The sequence below is a fragment of the Nocardiopsis sp. KDC1DS13DA1 genome (assembly GCF_055632325.1).
This window is the reverse complement of record NZ_JBVMUY010000029.1, coordinates 267,870-281,726: the sequence shown is the minus strand read 5'-3', so window position 1 is coordinate 281,726 and position 13,857 is coordinate 267,870. Positions and strand designations below refer to the sequence as shown.

Below are 13,857 nucleotides of genomic sequence, written 5' to 3'. Positions count from 1 at the left end.
GCGGCAAAGCTTCCAAGGATGGACCTGTAACAGATCATGCGAGCACAATTCGTTCTCTCCGAGACCTGGATCGGCCTGCGCCGAAACCTGACGATGACGGTCGCCGTCATCACCACGGTGGCCATCTCCCTCGCCCTGTTCGGTGGCGGTCTGCTGGTCAACCAGCAGGTGTCGGAGATGCGCAACTTCTGGGACAGCCGGATCACGCTGACCGTCTACATGTGCAACGACATCTCCCCGGCCGAGGCCTGCCAGGAGAACGGCGCCGCCTCAGAGGAGGAGCGCAACGCCCTCCAGTCCCAGCTTGAGGGCATGTCGCAGGTCGAGAGCGTCGAGTACATGTCCGCCGCCGAGGCGTGGGAGGACTTCCAGGAGCGGATCGGCTCCACGAACGAGGCGCTCGCCAACGCGGCCCAGGAGGGTGACATCCCGGACAACTTCCGGGTGCAGCTCACCGACCCGTCGCACTACAACACGGTGCGCGACGCGGTCTCCGGGGCTCCGGGCGTCGACAGCGTCTCCAACGACCAGAGCGTGCTGGAGGACTTCTTCGGCCTGCTCGACGGCCTCAAGTGGGCCGCCCTGGTGGTCGCGGGCGTGCAGCTGGCCGCGGCCGCGCTGCTGATCGGCAACACCATCCGCCTGTCGGCCTACAGCCGCCGCCGGGAGACCGGCATCATGCGCCTGGTCGGTGCGTCGAACTTCTACATCCAGCTCCCGTTCCTGCTGGAGGGCGCGATCGCCGGTTTCATCGGTGGTCTGATCGCCTCCGGGTTCATCGTGGCCACCCGGTTCACGCTGCTCAGCCGGATCGAGGAGTGGTTCCAGTTCGACGTGGCGGTGGACACGGGCGCACTGCTCGCCGTCATCGGCGTGTCGATCATCCTCGGTGTGCTGCTGTGCACCATCACCTCGTTCCTCACCCTGCGCCGCTACCTGAAGATCTGATCCGACGGTCGTCGGAAGGGGGCACGCGGGGGCAGGGGGCCGTGTGCCCCCGACCGTATTGAAGGGAAACCACTGTGGCACGGGAGACCGGTCGCAAGCCCATCGCGCAGAATCGGCGTGCCCGGCACGACTACCACATCGACGAGACCTACGAGGCGGGCCTGGTCCTGACCGGGACCGAGGTCAAGTCGCTCCGGGAGGGGCGGGCGTCGCTCGTCGACGGCTTCGCCCACATCCACGACGGGGAGGTGTGGCTGGAGAACGTCCACATCCCCGAGTACTCCCAGGGGACCTGGACCAACCACGCGGCCCGCCGATCCCGTAAGCTACTCCTGCACCGCGCGCAGATCTCCCGGCTCATCGGAAAGACCCGGGAGCCCGGATACACCCTGGTCCCGTTGTCCCTGTACTTCAGCGACGGCCGGGCCAAGGTCGAGATCGCCCTGGCGCGGGGTAAGCGTCAGTACGACAAGCGCCACGCCATCGCCGAGCGCGAAGCCAAGCGGGACATGGAACGCGCGCTTCGCCGCCGTCGATGAGGCGCCCGAAAGGAACACACACGGTGTCCCCCCGTCTCCTCGGCCGATTCGCGGCCGCCGGAAGCGGCGTGGCCATGGCCGTCACTCTGGCGGCGTGCACGCCCAACCCCAGCCCTGAGGTGGCCGTCCGCTCCTTCCTGCTGGCCTGGCAGAACGGGGACCACGAGCAGGCCGCCGCGTTCACCACCGGTGACACCGGTGAGGTCGCGGGCGCCCTGGCCGACGTCCACGACCAGCTCGACCTGGCGAACCTGCGGTTCGGCCTGGGGCCGATCGACCGCGAGGGCGACTCCGCGACCGCCGAGTTCGACGTGACCGCCGACCTCGGTATCGGCGACCCGACCTGGAACTACACCGGCCGGATGCCGCTGGAGTGGGGCCCGGACGGGTGGCGGATCACCTGGTCGCCGAGCGTGATCCACCCCGAACTGGACGAGGGTGAGCGGCTCGCGGTCAGCTACGAGATCCAGGAACGCGGCCAGATCCTCGACCGGGAGAGCCAACCCCTGGTCACCGGTGAGAGCGTGACCGCCTTCGGGGTGTACCCGGGGCGGATGGACGACGCCGAGGCGGGCGTGACCGCACTCGCCGAACTCCTCGACGAGGATCCGGAGCCGCTGCTGGACCGCGTGCGCTCCGCGCCGCCCGAGCAGTTCCAACCGCTCGTGCTGATGCGCGAGGCCAACGTGGACCAGGCGCTCGTCGACCAGGTCACGGCGATTCCCGGCGCGGGCACCGAGGCGGTCGAGATCAACCTGACGCCCTCCGTGGCCCCCGGAGTGCTGGGAGAGGTCGCCGGGACGGCGGAGCACCGGGTCTCGGCCCGCGTCCCGGGTCCGTACCAGGCGGGCGACACCGTCGGTCTGAACGGCCTCCAGAACATCTTCCAGAACGAGCTGGCGGGCTCGGCCACCACCCAGGTGGTCTCCCTGGGCGGTGACGGTGAGGAGACCGTCCTGGAGTCCTGGGAGGGCGACCTCAGCGGCGGTGTCGAGACCACCCTGGACGCGGCCGTGCAGCGCTCCGCCGAGGCGGCGCTGTCCACCCTGCCCGGGAACGGTTACCTGGTCGCCGTCGACGCCGCCAGCGGTGACGTCCTGGCCGCGGCGAGCGCGACCGGCGGTACCGCCGACGACGGAGCCCTCACCGGTTCCTACGCCCCGGGTGGCGTGTTCACCATCGTCTCCTCACTGGCGGCGCTGGAGTCGGGCGCGCTGGAGCCGGGCGCCGAGATGCCGTGCGGGTTCCAGACCGAGGTCGGCGGGCAGACCGTCACCAACCCGTCGGGGACCGTCGTGCCGCTGAGCCCGACCCTGGCCACCAACCTGGCGGCGCACTGCACCGTCGGGTTCGCGGACCTCGGGGAGCGGGTGGGCGCGGAGGCGCTCACCGAGACCGCCGCTCGGCTGGGCCTGGGCGCCGACTGGCAGCTGCCGCTGCCGGGCAACCCCGGCGAGGTGAGCATCGGTGACGGTGCGGCCGACGTCGCCCTGGCGATGAACGGCGAGCAGGGGGTGCGGGTGAGCCCGCTGTCCATGGCGCTCGCCGCCGCGGCCGTCGCCGACGGGACGTGGAACGCGCCGACCCTGGTCCGGGAGGAGGGGCCCGCCGAGGTGGCGCCCTCGGAGCTGGACGAGGCCGACCTGGAGGTGGTCCGGGAGGGGATGCGCCAGGCGGTCGCCACCCGGATGTCGAGTCTGAACCTGTACGGCGAGGAGGTCCTCGGCCAGGCCACCCGGACCGAGCAGGACGGGACGGCGCTGCACTGGTTCGTCGGCTACCAGGGGGACGTGGCCTTCGCGGTGCTGGCCGAGGTGGACCCCCAGCTGACCCTGACCGGTCACTACGCGATGAGTTCGGCGGGGTCCTTCCTCAACTACCTGGCCAACGGCGCGCCGGAGCCGGTGACGCCGACCCCGACGGAGGGCACCGGCGGTACGGTCGCGACCGGAGACGGGATCGGTGCCGCGAACGACGGGACCGCGGGCACGACCGGGGTCACCGGTCCGGCCGCTCCGACCGGGAACGCCTCGGGGACGACCGGGGACACCACGGGCCAGTCGGGTTTCTGAGCGGCTCCGGGACCAGCCGGACATCCGAGCGACCCTCCGGGCAACCCTCCGGAGGGTCGCTCGCGTCTTCCCCTATGACTGGGGCCGCGACAGGGGGTAGCGGCCCAGTAGGAGACAGGACCTCATCTCGGGGGAGGCTCTGTCGGTTCCCAAGGTCGGCCCGACCCTGCCGACCGCCCCCGCGGGAGGCGTAGACCTGTCTTGCGTCCGCGCCCGCGGGGGTTTCTCCCTGTTCGGACGGCCCCGGGAATCCGCTTGGTACCCACACCGTTGTACGGGTAGAGTGGTGCACGTCGAGCGCGCGTCGCTCGCGTGTCGGCCACCCGGAGACGGGCGGCTTTGACAACTTCACAGGGGGTGATCGGTTTCGACTTCGGTAGTCGTTCCAGGGGAAGCGGGTCGAGGGTTGCGTGTGTGACCTCGTAAATCCTGCATTCGCTTAAATTCAAGTGCCAATAAGAAGCACTCCGAGTTCGCTCTCGCTGCCTAAGCGATAGTGACTCTGTCGGTCTGAGCTCGTCATCGGCCCAGGTACCGGCATCAACTAGATGACTCACCGTCCGGATCAGGCCACGGGGCCCGGATGGGACACCTTCGTGGCTGGGCCCGTCAGCGATGTGTCTGTGTAAGCGCTGGGGCCGAGTAGAACGGCAGCACAGACTGCACCCGGAGAAGCCCTGGCTCGGTATTGAAGGACGCGGGTTCGATTCCCGCCACCTCCACTCGTTCGCGAGGCGGCCCTGTGCGCAAGCTCTGCTTGCCCGCGGGGTCGCCTCGTCGTGTTTTCCGGGGGCGCGCCAGGCCCCCGGCGTGCCCCCGGCCCTCGGCCTCCGAGGGGCGGTGGCGGAACCGATTCCCACGGTGACCGCCGTGGTGACCAGGGCCGTGGCCCTGGCGCTGCGGCACAGGGCCACCGTGGAAGACTTGGTCGTGCTGGCCGTGACCGGCCGGGCACGGGGCCGCTCCCCGCCGATCCCAGGTCGGGTGAGGGTGATCACATGGACAGCGCACCCTCCCTTGCCGTCCTCCGTCGCCTGTGCCCCTCGTGGGAGATCGACGCGTGTCGAGAACACGGGGGACCGGGTCGCCGTGCGCGACACCACGGGGATCATCCGGGCATGGCACCTGGAGATCCTGGGCAAGCGGTTGTGGGCCGTGTCCGGCCAAAGCCAACGGTGTCGTCCGGTGATCCCGTGGTCGGCTATCTGGGAAGCGGACGGTGGTTCGTTGGCGACGTCGCCGGAAGTCGGCGTACCTGCGACCAGACCCTCACCCGTCAGTACGGGATGCCCCGCTCACAGGTGAACCGGACCCTCGTCTCCGGACACCGTCAATGGGCCCGAGACCAGATCAACGACCTGATCCCGGACACCGACCTCACCTCAGGAGGCCGTTGACATGCTCACGCAACGGCCCTTCCAGACCTGCGTGGAACCCCGCTGAGGTCGCGGAGGTGATCCAGCCCGCGCAGTAGAGCTGCGCCAGCCGACCGGCCGGAGTGTCCAGCACGTCCGCGAACACCTCGCGCACCTTCTCGGCGGTCGGTGGATGGCACACCGAGTACGTCACCAACATGGCCGCGTCCGTCCCGGCCGGGGCGAGCTTCGTGCGCGCGGTCCTCCGGGGTTTGGGGTCGTGTCGCGGCGAAGATATCCAACACCCCTGGAACGAGGGAGCTGTTTCGTGAACGAGACCTACACCGGTTCCCACGAGAAGGACCAGTCTGCGGAGAACACCGTCACCTACGCCTGCGGGTGCCGTGCCGGGTTCTGCGAGTGCGTGTAGCCCCCATCCTGTGAGGCCCTGACCCCGTTCTCACAGCCCCGGCCGCCGTGTGTGGCCGGGGACTTTCGTGTGAGGTCTACCGAAGCGCGCTGACCATTCCCAACGTGGCTGCCGACGCGGAATCGACCCAGAGGCACTGCACCGTCCCGGATCACCATCTGAGGCGAGTCCTCGAAGGATTCATGCGGTTTGGTCGGGTTTCATGGCGAGACTGTTTGGTGACCGGATCCGGACACATCAACTTCGCCTGGTTCGGGGTTCGATACGGTTCGGCATACCCCGAGACAAACCGGGGCATGGCTGGATATCCCTTTCCGAAAGGTCCCCTGTGCGTATCCCCCGAAGGCGCGTGGCCGCCGTACTCGGCCTGACCTTGACCGCGACGCTCGGTACCGCAGGTGTGGCGGCAGCCCTGATCACCGACAGCATGTTTCCCACAGCTAACACCGCCAACGACTGCTGGAATCAGAATCCCCAGCAATACTGGCGGAACTACCCTTGCCGAACCGATAACTCCAACGTGTACTTCTACATGGATAGTGCCGGGGCGTTCGAACTGGAAAGTCCTGATCGTCGGGCTGTAGAGCAGACCATGAGCTGGGACTACGCCCCCACCGACCTGTATGTCGTCTACGATGACACCCCTGTCTTCTCGGGCGTCGGTGAAACCGACATCGTCTACCAGGAGGGTCGGGTACAGAACATACCCCCTAATATGGTGGGGTTGACCTGGTGCAACGACGCGGCCGGGGCCATCAGCGATGAGTGCGACCAACAGTATGTACGCATCCGGGGTAATGGAACGTACACTCGCGGACTCGCCTGCCACGAGACCGGGCACGCGGTCGGACTCCAACACGGAGAGAACTCCTCTCCTGAACTGTCCAATTCCGATTCCCGACTGGGCTGCCTGCATATCGATCCCCACAGCGGTCAGGGACTGGGGGCGCACAACCGCGACACGATCAACGCCACGTACTAGTCAGGAGGATCGCCATGTCTCGAACCAGCAAGCGAGTGTGGGCGTTCACCGCTGCGGGCGTGGGTGTGACCGCCGCTGCGGCCACGGTCGGTTTCACCGCCCTTACTTCTGAGCCTGATCCGGACGAACTACCCCTCACCAACGCCAGTGCCTCCTACCGCAGACCCGGCCAGACCGCCCAGGACTGGGTGACCTACGCCGATCACGTGGTGCTGTTCCGCGCGGTGGATGAGGTCGTGCACGACCCGGAGCCGATCGAGGTCGAGCGTGGTGAGGGGATGGTCGGCCGCACCGTCACACTCGAAACCCAGCGTGTGTTGTGGTCAGCGCCGAATCCGGCGCAGCCCGCACCTGAGGTGTATGAGTACCCAGCCTTCGGGTTCGTGTTCAACGACGGTGTGGACAACATGCACCCGGTCGGTACGCAGGATGAGCCACGTGTGGAGGTGGGGCACGACTACGTCATCGCGATCGACTGGGAGGAAGCGCGCTGTACGCCGGGGGACGAGCCCCAACCAGCGATGTGGATGGGGTTGGACAACAAATCAGTGGTTCCGGCGGACAACGGCGTGGTCGGCAACGGTGAGAGCGGGGGGCGTGTGGCCTCGGCGCAGGAACGTCGGAACTCCTCGGAGCGGGTCCTGCGTGCTGAGGGCACGTTCGAGGGTCGGATGATGGGCCACACCGTCGGATCACTTGCACGTGAGTTGGCCCGAACTGAGCCGCACCCGGCCCCGAGGGACTATGACAGTCAGGCTCCGCAGGTGTCCGGACTCCCTACCGAGGGTGCTGAACCCGGAGAGAACGCCCTGCCCGAGGGCGTGACGATGGAGGATCTGATGGAGTCCGTTCCGGAGGACACCTCCTGCTCTGAGTAGGGACGGGATGTCTTGTCCACGACGACACGGTCCCTCGACCACCGTCTCGGGTTCTGGCGGTCGTTGCAGCACCCCATCCCTGAAGGGGGGCGATGGACGACTTCGAGATCCGTGCGAGCCGGAAACCACAGGGGCACAGGAGGCTCCACGCCGAGCGTGAGCGCTACCTTGCCCTGGTGGAAGGAGAACGTGTCCGCGATCGGCACCCTGGTCGTGACCGTCTCGACCCTGCCCGAGCATCTCATCCGTGCCCTGAACGTTCCTTCGGCGTTCACGGCGGGATGGGAGGAGCCGAGTCTCTCCCGGGCGGTCCACACGCGTCCTTCGTGTTCACCCCCGCCGGCCACACCGCCGGCAGCGCGCTCCCTGTCACCTGAGGGCGATGGCGTACTCGTGGGTTTCGGGGGCCGCCTCGGGCCGGTCCTCCCGTGCCAGCGCCCCGGTCGTCGCGGCGGCGGAACCGATCCCCGCGGCGACCGCCGCGGTGACCAGGGCCGTGGTCCTGGCGCGTGTCATCTCTCCTCCGGGTGGGTCGCCTCGATCGTGTCCGCGGCCGGTGCGGCCGACGACCATCGTGCCCTAACGCCGCCCCGGAGCGGTCATCGGTAGGCGTCGGCCAGTGCCTGGGCCTCGGCGTAGGTGGGCAGGCCGTCCGGGACCGGCAGGTCCTCCCGCACGGCGGTCGCCGCCGCCACCGTCGCCTGGAGGGCCGCACGGAACAGCAGCGACCCGCAGCTGACGCGGCGCACACCCAGCGCGGTGAGTTCGGCCAGGGAGGGGCCGTCGGGGGAGTGCAGGATGTTGAGCGGCACCTCCAACGTGTCGACCAGGGCGCGGATCCGCTCCCGGTCGCGCAGACCGGGCACGAACACCCCGTCCGCCCCGGCCTCCTGGTACGCGGTCACCCGGTCGCCCGTCTCCTCCACCGGTCCCGACAGCCAGTGGGTGTCGGTCCGCGCGTTGACGAACAGCTCGGGCGCCGCACGCTTCACCGCGCGGATCACCGCCGACTGGTGTTCCGGGTCGGTGAGGGTGCCGTCGGCAAGCCCGTCCTCGATGTTGAGTCCGACGACGCCCGCCCGCGTCAGCGTGCGGGCGAGCTCGGCGACCTCGTGGGGGTCGTCGCTGAACCCACCCTCGACGTCCACGCTGACCAGGGCGTCCAGTCGGGCCAGGCCGCGGGCGAGCGCGACCGTCTCCGCCCTGGCGGCGCCCGCCGCGTCGGACTTGCCGGCCGCCGAGGCGACACCGAGGCTGGTCGTCCCGACCGCGCGGAACCCGGCCCCGACCAGTGCGGCGGCCGAGGCGTGGTCCCAGGCGTTGGGCAGCACCAGGGGTGCCCCGGTGCGGTGCAGGCCGCGGAACTCCTCGTGGGCGCTCATCGGTTCCCCTCCGCCAGGAGGACGTCGAGCACGCCGTGGGCCAGCGCCAGGGCGTGGGCGGAGCCGGGGCAGGGGCGGCGGCCGTGCCCGAAGGTGAGGTGGCCGGACATCGGACGGCCCGGGGCGGGCCGGTCGGGGTTGGGGAAGACGCCCGGGTCCCGGTTGGCGGCGGCGAAGTCGAGCACGAGGTCGGTTCCGGGCGCCACCCGGCGCCCCGCGAGGACGGCGCCGACCAGGGCCCGCCGGCGCGTCTGCCGGACCGGGGACGTGAGCCGCAGCGCCTCGGCCACGAGGTCCTCCGTGCCGATGTCGCCGGGGACGGAGAGGCCGAACTCGCCGACCACGGCGAGGGCGCCGCGGATCAGCCCCGCGGTGCTGTCACAGGACTGGGTCAGGAGGGCGATGCGCTGGGCGGTCTCCTCCCGGTCGCTCTCGGGCAGCAGGGCGGCCAGGGTCCGCACGCCCCCGTCGGCCGGGGCGACGTGTTCGTCGGGGGAGCCGGGCTGGTAGGCGGCGGCCACCGCCCGGGTGGCCGGGACGACCCGTGCGAGTGCGGCCGGGGCGACGCCCAGGTGGAGGGCGAGGATCTCGACGGGCACGAACGGCGCCGCCTCGGCGGGCACCTCCCGGGTCCTGGCGGCGGCCCGACCGCGCAGGAGGGAGGGGTCGAGGCCGGACAGCAGGTCCTCGGCGACCGCACGGCGGCGGTCGTGGTCGGTTCCCTCGCAGAACCGGACGGTGGTCCGCCGCAGCCGGTCCAGGGGGCCCTCCCCCTCGGGGGGCGGCGGTACGGCGAAGCGCGGATCGGCCAGGACGGTGCGTATCTCCGCGTGGTCGCGGACGTGGAGTACTGGAGTCATGCCGCGATCCTAGGACCGGGACGTTTCGGTGCCCGCCGAAGAGTTCCCGTTCCGGAGCGGCCCGCCGGGGAACGGACGGGGGCGGGTACCGGCCGCTGCCGCCCCCCGTCCGCGCGGTGGCTCAGGCCTCGGTGGCCCCCACCAGCCAGGCGACCTTGTGGGCCGTGACGCCCAGGCTCCCGCTGCTGCCCAGGTACACCCCGAACGAGGCGAGGAACGCGTGCCCGTGCTCCCGGCGCTCGCAGACCACGTCCTCCACCGCGTGGACCGACGCGGGGTTGCCGACCCTCAGCCTGGGCGAGGGGTCGTCCGCCACGTCGGTGGTGACGTCGTAGCGCGACAGCTCGGCGGCGAGTTTCTCCAGGTGTTCGCGTTCCTCGGTGGGCACGTGGGACGCCTCTTGGTCGTGTGCCCGTCTTGACTGGGCCATGGCGGATCCTTTCGTGTCGAGCGCTGTTCCTCGATGCCCCGACTCATTGTCACTCACAGTCAAGTTACCAGTACGTATAGCTCCTACGACACGCCGTCGGCCATCCACCCGCCGCGGTACATGACCCGTTCGACGGAGAGGTCCTCGGACATGAGCACGAGGTCGGCTGGGGCGCCGACGGCGATCCGGCCCGCACCCTCCAGTCCCAGCGCCGCGGCGGGAACCGAGGAGGCCGACCGCACCGCCTCGGGTACGTCGACCCCCAGGTCGGAAACCGCGTTGCGCACCGCCTGGGGGAGCACGATCGTGCTGGAGGCGATCGCGCCGGTCTCCACCAGCCGGGCCTCGCCCCCGCTGACCCGGACGCGCAGGTCGCCCAGCGTGTACTCGCCGTCCCCGAGGCCGGTCGCCGACATCGCGTCCGTCACCAGCGACACCCGGCCGGCGCCGGCCGAGGCGAACACCAACCGCGCGGCACCGGGGTGGACGTGCACGTTGTCCGTGATGAGCTCGACCGTCACCCGCTCGTCGCGCAGGGAGGCGGCGATCGGCCCCGGGTCGCGGTGGTTCAGCGGGCGCATCGCGTTGTACAGGTGGGTGGCGACGGTGGCGCCCGCGTCGAAGGCGGCGAGTGTCTGTTCGTAGGAGGCCTCGGTGTGTCCCACGGCGGCCACCACGCCGGAGGACGCGGCGGCGCGGATCAGCTCCAGGGCGCCCGGCAGTTCGGGGGCGACCGTGATCATCCGGACGTGGCCCCGTCCGGCCCGCAGCCAGCGGTCGAACTCGGCGGTGTCCGGGTCGCGCAGCAGCTCGGGGTCGTGCGCTCCGCACTTGGAGCGCGCGATGAACGGGCCCTCCAGGTAGATGCCCGCCAGTTCCCCCTCCTCGCACAGCTCGGCCAGCGCCGACACCTGGCGGACGGTGTCCTCCGGGGAGGCCGCGACCAGCCCTCCCACCAGCGACGTCACGCCCCGGGCACGGTTGAACGCGACGATCCGCCGCGCGCCCTCCGGGTCGGCGTCGGGGAACGCGTGCCCGGCCCCGCCGTGGATGTGGGTGTCCACCAGGCCCGGGGCCACCCAGCCCCCGCCGACGTCGTGGGTCCGGCCGGGGGGCGGCGCGCCGGTGCCGAGTTCGGCGACGCGGCCGTCCTCGACCCGCAGCCAGCCGTCGTGGACGCCGTCGGCGGTGACGACCCGGGCGTGGGTGAGTGTGACGGGAGTGTGCACCATGTTCGGGCTCTCTCTGGTTCTCGGGGAAGGGCGGGGTGCGGCCTGTGTGTCGCAAATTACACCGGCCCCCGCGGGGTCCCGGGCGCGGGGCCCGGGGCCTGTTCACGGGGGCGGGACCCCCTGCGGAACTGGGAAATCCTGACCTGTGGGACGCTTTGTCCACGAGGTGGACGTCCGTTCCGGGGGTGGTCCGGCCGTGACCGGAGGGGCGACACGCATTGACGATAGCGGTCGGCGCGCCGCATCATGGGGGCATGTCCGCCGGTGAGCTGCTTGTCCAGCGCCTGCATGTCGATCTTCGACAGCAGGCGAGCGCGCTCTGTCGTAGCTAGCGCCTTGCGGGGCCCGCGCGCCCCGCGCCACGGGTGTACCCCGTGCCCTCCGTGCCCTCGCAGACACCGGACACTCAGCTCTCCCAGTCACTGGGTTCCGGGCCGCCTTCCGGCCCGACGAGCACCCCTGCCAGGCCCGCACACCGAGTCCCGGACGACGGCGTCCGCGCCTGGTGTCGGTAGGGGAACGACGTCTCCTCCGGTGTCACCCAACGAACACCGCCCCTGACGCTTCCTCCGGTCGATCCCGGCTGGCTCTGACCGAACCCAGGAGTTCCGCATGACCCGCTTCACCGTGCTCGTCGCCGCCCCGCAGACCCGTTCCTCCGTCCGCGCCGCCGCACTGGACGCGGCGGCCGAGATCGCCGCCCGCGTGGGTGTCGACGCGCAGCCCTCCGTCGTCGACCTCGCGGAGATCGGCCCCGACCTGCTCACCGAGTCCGCGTCGTCGGTCGACGCCGCCCTGGAGCGGGTGCGCGAGAGCGACGTGCTGCTCGTCGCCTCCCCGCAGGTGCACGGCACCTACACCGGCCTGCTCAAGGTCTTCCTGGACCGTCTGCCCGAACTGGGCCTGGGACACGTCGTCGCGGTGCCGCTGGCCGTCGTGGAGGACCTGCGCAACAGCCGTGGGATCGAGGAGGACCTGCGCGTCCTCCTCGCCGACCTGGGCGCCTGGGTGGCCGAGCCCGGCCTGGTCCTGTCCGCGGACGAGACCGACCGGCCCGGACACGTCGTGAGCGCGTGGGCCGACGTCGCCGCGCCCGGCCTGAGCCAGGCCGTGGCCGTCGCGGTCTGATCCCGGACTCCGGGCCGCGCGGGGGCGCGGCCCCAAGGGTGTCCGCCCTGGTCCTGCGCTGCGCTTCGGACCGGGTTCGGGCGCCCGGGAGGCGGGTTGCTTCCTCCTCGGCGTCGCCTGTCGCTCGTACCTCGCTCGCGGCTCGCCTCGCCCGCCCGTCGCCCGCCACCACCCTCAACGGACGCCTACGGCGCAGCCCTCATCCATCAGCACCCCGCCGACGCCCGAACCAGAGCCCCCTGGGACGAAGGTCCTCAGCGGGCCCCGTCCACCGCGGTCGCGCGGCGGCGGCTGGTGTCGGCCTCGGCGCTGGCCACGTTCCCGCGGACCAGGACCACCACGACCAGGGTCAGCGCGAACCCGCCCACGCGCAGGGCGAACAGGACCGGGTCCTCGGGCAGGCTCTCGCCGAACAGGACGGTCCCGGCCACGACCATGAACACGTTGCCCACCACGTTCGACACCGGAGCGGTGATCGAGGCGCGCGAGCGCTGCAACGACGTCTGGAACAGCACGATCCCCACCGCCCAGCCCAGCGCGTACAGGTACGGGTAGGGCGACGTCAGCGCGGGCAGGACGGCCGCCACCACGCCGTGCTCGGCGAGCAGTCCGCCCAGCCCCTTGCCCTGGAGGCCGGCGCTGCCCTGGGCCAGTCCCGCCGCCGCACCCATCGCGGCGGCCGACACGTACCTGCCCCCGCGCCCCGCGGCGCCCATCACCGCCACGCACGCGACCACCGTCACCAGGCTGACGGTGACCAGGACGGGGGTGTTCGCACTGGTCCCCGTCTCGCCCCCGTCGGTGGTGGACAGTGTGAGCAGCCCGAGGGCGACCGGCATGATGCCGAGCGCCACGTACTCGCCCCGGGTGACGCGTTCGCCCATGACCAGGGTCGCGACGAGGAGTGTGGCCGCCACACCCGCCGCGAAGGCGGGCTGGGCGACCGACACCGGTGCCAGGCCCAGGGAGACGATGAGGCCGACACTGCCCAGGGCGGCGAACACGCAGCCGAACACCCAGCGCCGGTTGCCCAGCAGGACCCGGGCCAGATGGAGCGGCCGGTGGACGGAGATCGACTCCGACCCGTGCAGGGCACGCTGTTCGACGGTGAGGCCGACGGTGTAGACCATGGCGGAGGTCAGCGCGACCAGGAGTCCGATCACGGTGGATCCCTTCGGTCGGGACGGTGGTGCGGACCGGTCTGCAATGTATAACAAGTTCTAGTCTGCTCGTCACTGCGGACCGTTCGCACGGTGCCCGCCGGGGCCGACGTACTACCCTGTTGGTGAACCCCCTGTCCCCGTGTGATCGGCCGTGAACGGGGGAACCGTTCGTGACGGGTGAGAACCGGTTCCGGGTCTGCCCGAGTGACGTCACGCCGAGGAATGGGGCACGGTGCAGGACCCAGGCGAGCCCGACGGGGACGAGCCCGACAAGGACGACGACGAAGCCGCGGCGGGGGGCGACGCCGATCCCCAGCCGCCCCCCGGCGGAGCCGCGGACCGGTGGCGGGCCCTGGCCGACCGCGTCCTGCTCGGCCTGCGCCGCTTCGACCGCTTCCTCCCCGTCGCCCGGAACACCGACCCCGCCCGGTTCGAACCGGGCCCCCTCGGGCTGCTCG

13 protein-coding genes and 1 other RNA gene are annotated in these 13,857 nt (G+C 70.9%); 7 read left to right on the top strand and 7 right to left on the bottom strand.

Annotated features, from left to right (window positions below):
* Positions 1–36: 36 nt before the first annotated feature.
* The 4 genes from ftsX (at position 37) to ssrA (ending at position 4,284) form a co-directional block, all read left to right on the top strand.
* Positions 37–948 carry a permease-like cell division protein FtsX gene (gene ftsX, locus ACTVAJ_RS19305; protein ID WP_470389587.1) on the top strand — a complete coding sequence of 304 codons (912 nt, stop codon included), beginning with the start codon at positions 37–39 and terminating at the stop codon, positions 946–948.
* A 74-nt stretch (positions 949–1,022) separates the two neighbouring features.
* Entirely contained in the window at positions 1,023–1,487 is a 465-nt protein-coding gene (gene smpB / locus ACTVAJ_RS19300) for an SsrA-binding protein SmpB (protein WP_116244894.1), read from the top strand.
* A 23-nt stretch (positions 1,488–1,510) separates the two neighbouring features.
* Complete coding sequence (locus ACTVAJ_RS19295; RefSeq protein WP_470389586.1) at positions 1,511–3,559, top strand: penicillin-binding transpeptidase domain-containing protein; 2,049 nt, start codon at positions 1,511–1,513, stop codon at positions 3,557–3,559.
* A gap of 353 nt (positions 3,560–3,912) precedes the next feature.
* Positions 3,913–4,284: a transfer-messenger RNA gene (gene ssrA / locus ACTVAJ_RS19290) on the top strand.
* Between the two features lie 652 nt (positions 4,285–4,936).
* Here ssrA and ACTVAJ_RS19285 read toward each other — a convergent pair.
* Positions 4,937–5,134 (bottom strand): hypothetical protein, encoded by a 198-nt coding sequence (locus ACTVAJ_RS19285; protein ID WP_470389585.1) that lies wholly within the window; start codon positions 5,132–5,134, stop codon positions 4,937–4,939.
* A gap of 559 nt (positions 5,135–5,693) precedes the next feature.
* On the opposite strand from ACTVAJ_RS19285, the gene ACTVAJ_RS19280 reads away from it, so the two are divergent.
* Together ACTVAJ_RS19280 and ACTVAJ_RS19275 are read left to right on the top strand one after the other, a co-directional pair.
* A complete protein-coding gene (locus ACTVAJ_RS19280; protein ID WP_470389584.1) occupies positions 5,694–6,326 on the top strand; it encodes a hypothetical protein in 633 nt (210 codons plus the stop codon).
* A gap of 14 nt (positions 6,327–6,340) precedes the next feature.
* The gene (locus ACTVAJ_RS19275) at positions 6,341–7,204 is read left to right on the top strand and encodes a hypothetical protein (protein WP_470389583.1); all 864 of its coding nucleotides are present in this window, start codon (positions 6,341–6,343) and stop codon (positions 7,202–7,204) included.
* Between the two features lie 369 nt (positions 7,205–7,573).
* Here the strand turns inward: ACTVAJ_RS19275 and ACTVAJ_RS19270 are convergent, their stop codons facing one another.
* The 5 genes from ACTVAJ_RS19270 to nagA all read right to left on the bottom strand — a co-directional run bounded on the left by ACTVAJ_RS19270 (position 7,574) and on the right by nagA (position 11,108).
* Entirely contained in the window at positions 7,574–7,720 is a 147-nt protein-coding gene (locus ACTVAJ_RS19270; RefSeq protein ID WP_470389582.1) for a hypothetical protein, read from the bottom strand.
* An 83-nt stretch (positions 7,721–7,803) separates the two neighbouring features.
* Entirely contained in the window at positions 7,804–8,586 is a 783-nt protein-coding gene (locus ACTVAJ_RS19265; RefSeq protein ID WP_470389581.1) for an isocitrate lyase/PEP mutase family protein, read from the bottom strand.
* Positions 8,583–9,446, bottom strand: coding sequence for a cytochrome P450 (locus ACTVAJ_RS19260; protein WP_470389580.1), 864 nt, complete (start codon positions 9,444–9,446; stop codon positions 8,583–8,585). Before ACTVAJ_RS19260 ends, ACTVAJ_RS19265 begins: the two co-directional genes overlap by 4 nt.
* Before the next feature lie 121 nt (positions 9,447–9,567).
* Positions 9,568–9,876 carry a hypothetical protein gene (locus tag ACTVAJ_RS19255; protein ID WP_470389579.1) on the bottom strand — a complete coding sequence of 103 codons (309 nt, stop codon included), beginning with the start codon at positions 9,874–9,876 and terminating at the stop codon, positions 9,568–9,570.
* Positions 9,877–9,959: 83 nt separating this feature from the next.
* Complete coding sequence (gene nagA / locus ACTVAJ_RS19250; protein ID WP_470389578.1) at positions 9,960–11,108, bottom strand: N-acetylglucosamine-6-phosphate deacetylase; 1,149 nt, start codon at positions 11,106–11,108, stop codon at positions 9,960–9,962.
* 612 nt (positions 11,109–11,720) lie between these two features.
* On the opposite strand from nagA, the gene ACTVAJ_RS19245 reads away from it, so the two are divergent.
* Positions 11,721–12,236, top strand: a complete 516-nt coding sequence (locus tag ACTVAJ_RS19245) for an NADPH-dependent FMN reductase (protein ID WP_470389577.1) — start codon at positions 11,721–11,723, stop codon at positions 12,234–12,236.
* 254 nt (positions 12,237–12,490) lie between these two features.
* Here the strand turns inward: ACTVAJ_RS19245 and ACTVAJ_RS19240 are convergent, their stop codons facing one another.
* On the bottom strand, positions 12,491–13,399 hold the full coding sequence (locus tag ACTVAJ_RS19240) for a hypothetical protein (RefSeq protein WP_470389576.1): 909 nt from the start codon (positions 13,397–13,399) through the stop codon (positions 12,491–12,493).
* Positions 13,400–13,857: the final 458 nt, after the last annotated feature.

Excerpts from the sequence above, each read along its gene's own strand:
- nagA (WP_470389578.1), bottom strand. The coding sequence starts at position 11,108 with ATGGTGCACACTCCCGTCACACTCACCCACGCCCGGGTCGTCACCGCC.
- ACTVAJ_RS19265 (WP_470389581.1), bottom strand. The coding sequence starts at position 8,586 with ATGAGCGCCCACGAGGAGTTCCGCGGCCTGCACCGCACCGGGGCACCC.
- ACTVAJ_RS19255 (WP_470389579.1), bottom strand. The coding sequence starts at position 9,876 with ATGGCCCAGTCAAGACGGGCACACGACCAAGAGGCGTCCCACGTGCCC.
- ACTVAJ_RS19285 (WP_470389585.1), bottom strand. The coding sequence starts at position 5,134 with ATGTTGGTGACGTACTCGGTGTGCCATCCACCGACCGCCGAGAAGGTG.
- ACTVAJ_RS19270 (WP_470389582.1), bottom strand. The coding sequence starts at position 7,720 with ATGACACGCGCCAGGACCACGGCCCTGGTCACCGCGGCGGTCGCCGCG.
- ACTVAJ_RS19260 (WP_470389580.1), bottom strand. The coding sequence starts at position 9,446 with ATGACTCCAGTACTCCACGTCCGCGACCACGCGGAGATACGCACCGTC.
- ftsX (WP_470389587.1), top strand. The coding sequence starts at position 37 with ATGCGAGCACAATTCGTTCTCTCCGAGACCTGGATCGGCCTGCGCCGA.
- ACTVAJ_RS19245 (WP_470389577.1), top strand. The coding sequence starts at position 11,721 with ATGACCCGCTTCACCGTGCTCGTCGCCGCCCCGCAGACCCGTTCCTCC.
- ACTVAJ_RS19275 (WP_470389583.1), top strand. The coding sequence starts at position 6,341 with ATGTCTCGAACCAGCAAGCGAGTGTGGGCGTTCACCGCTGCGGGCGTG.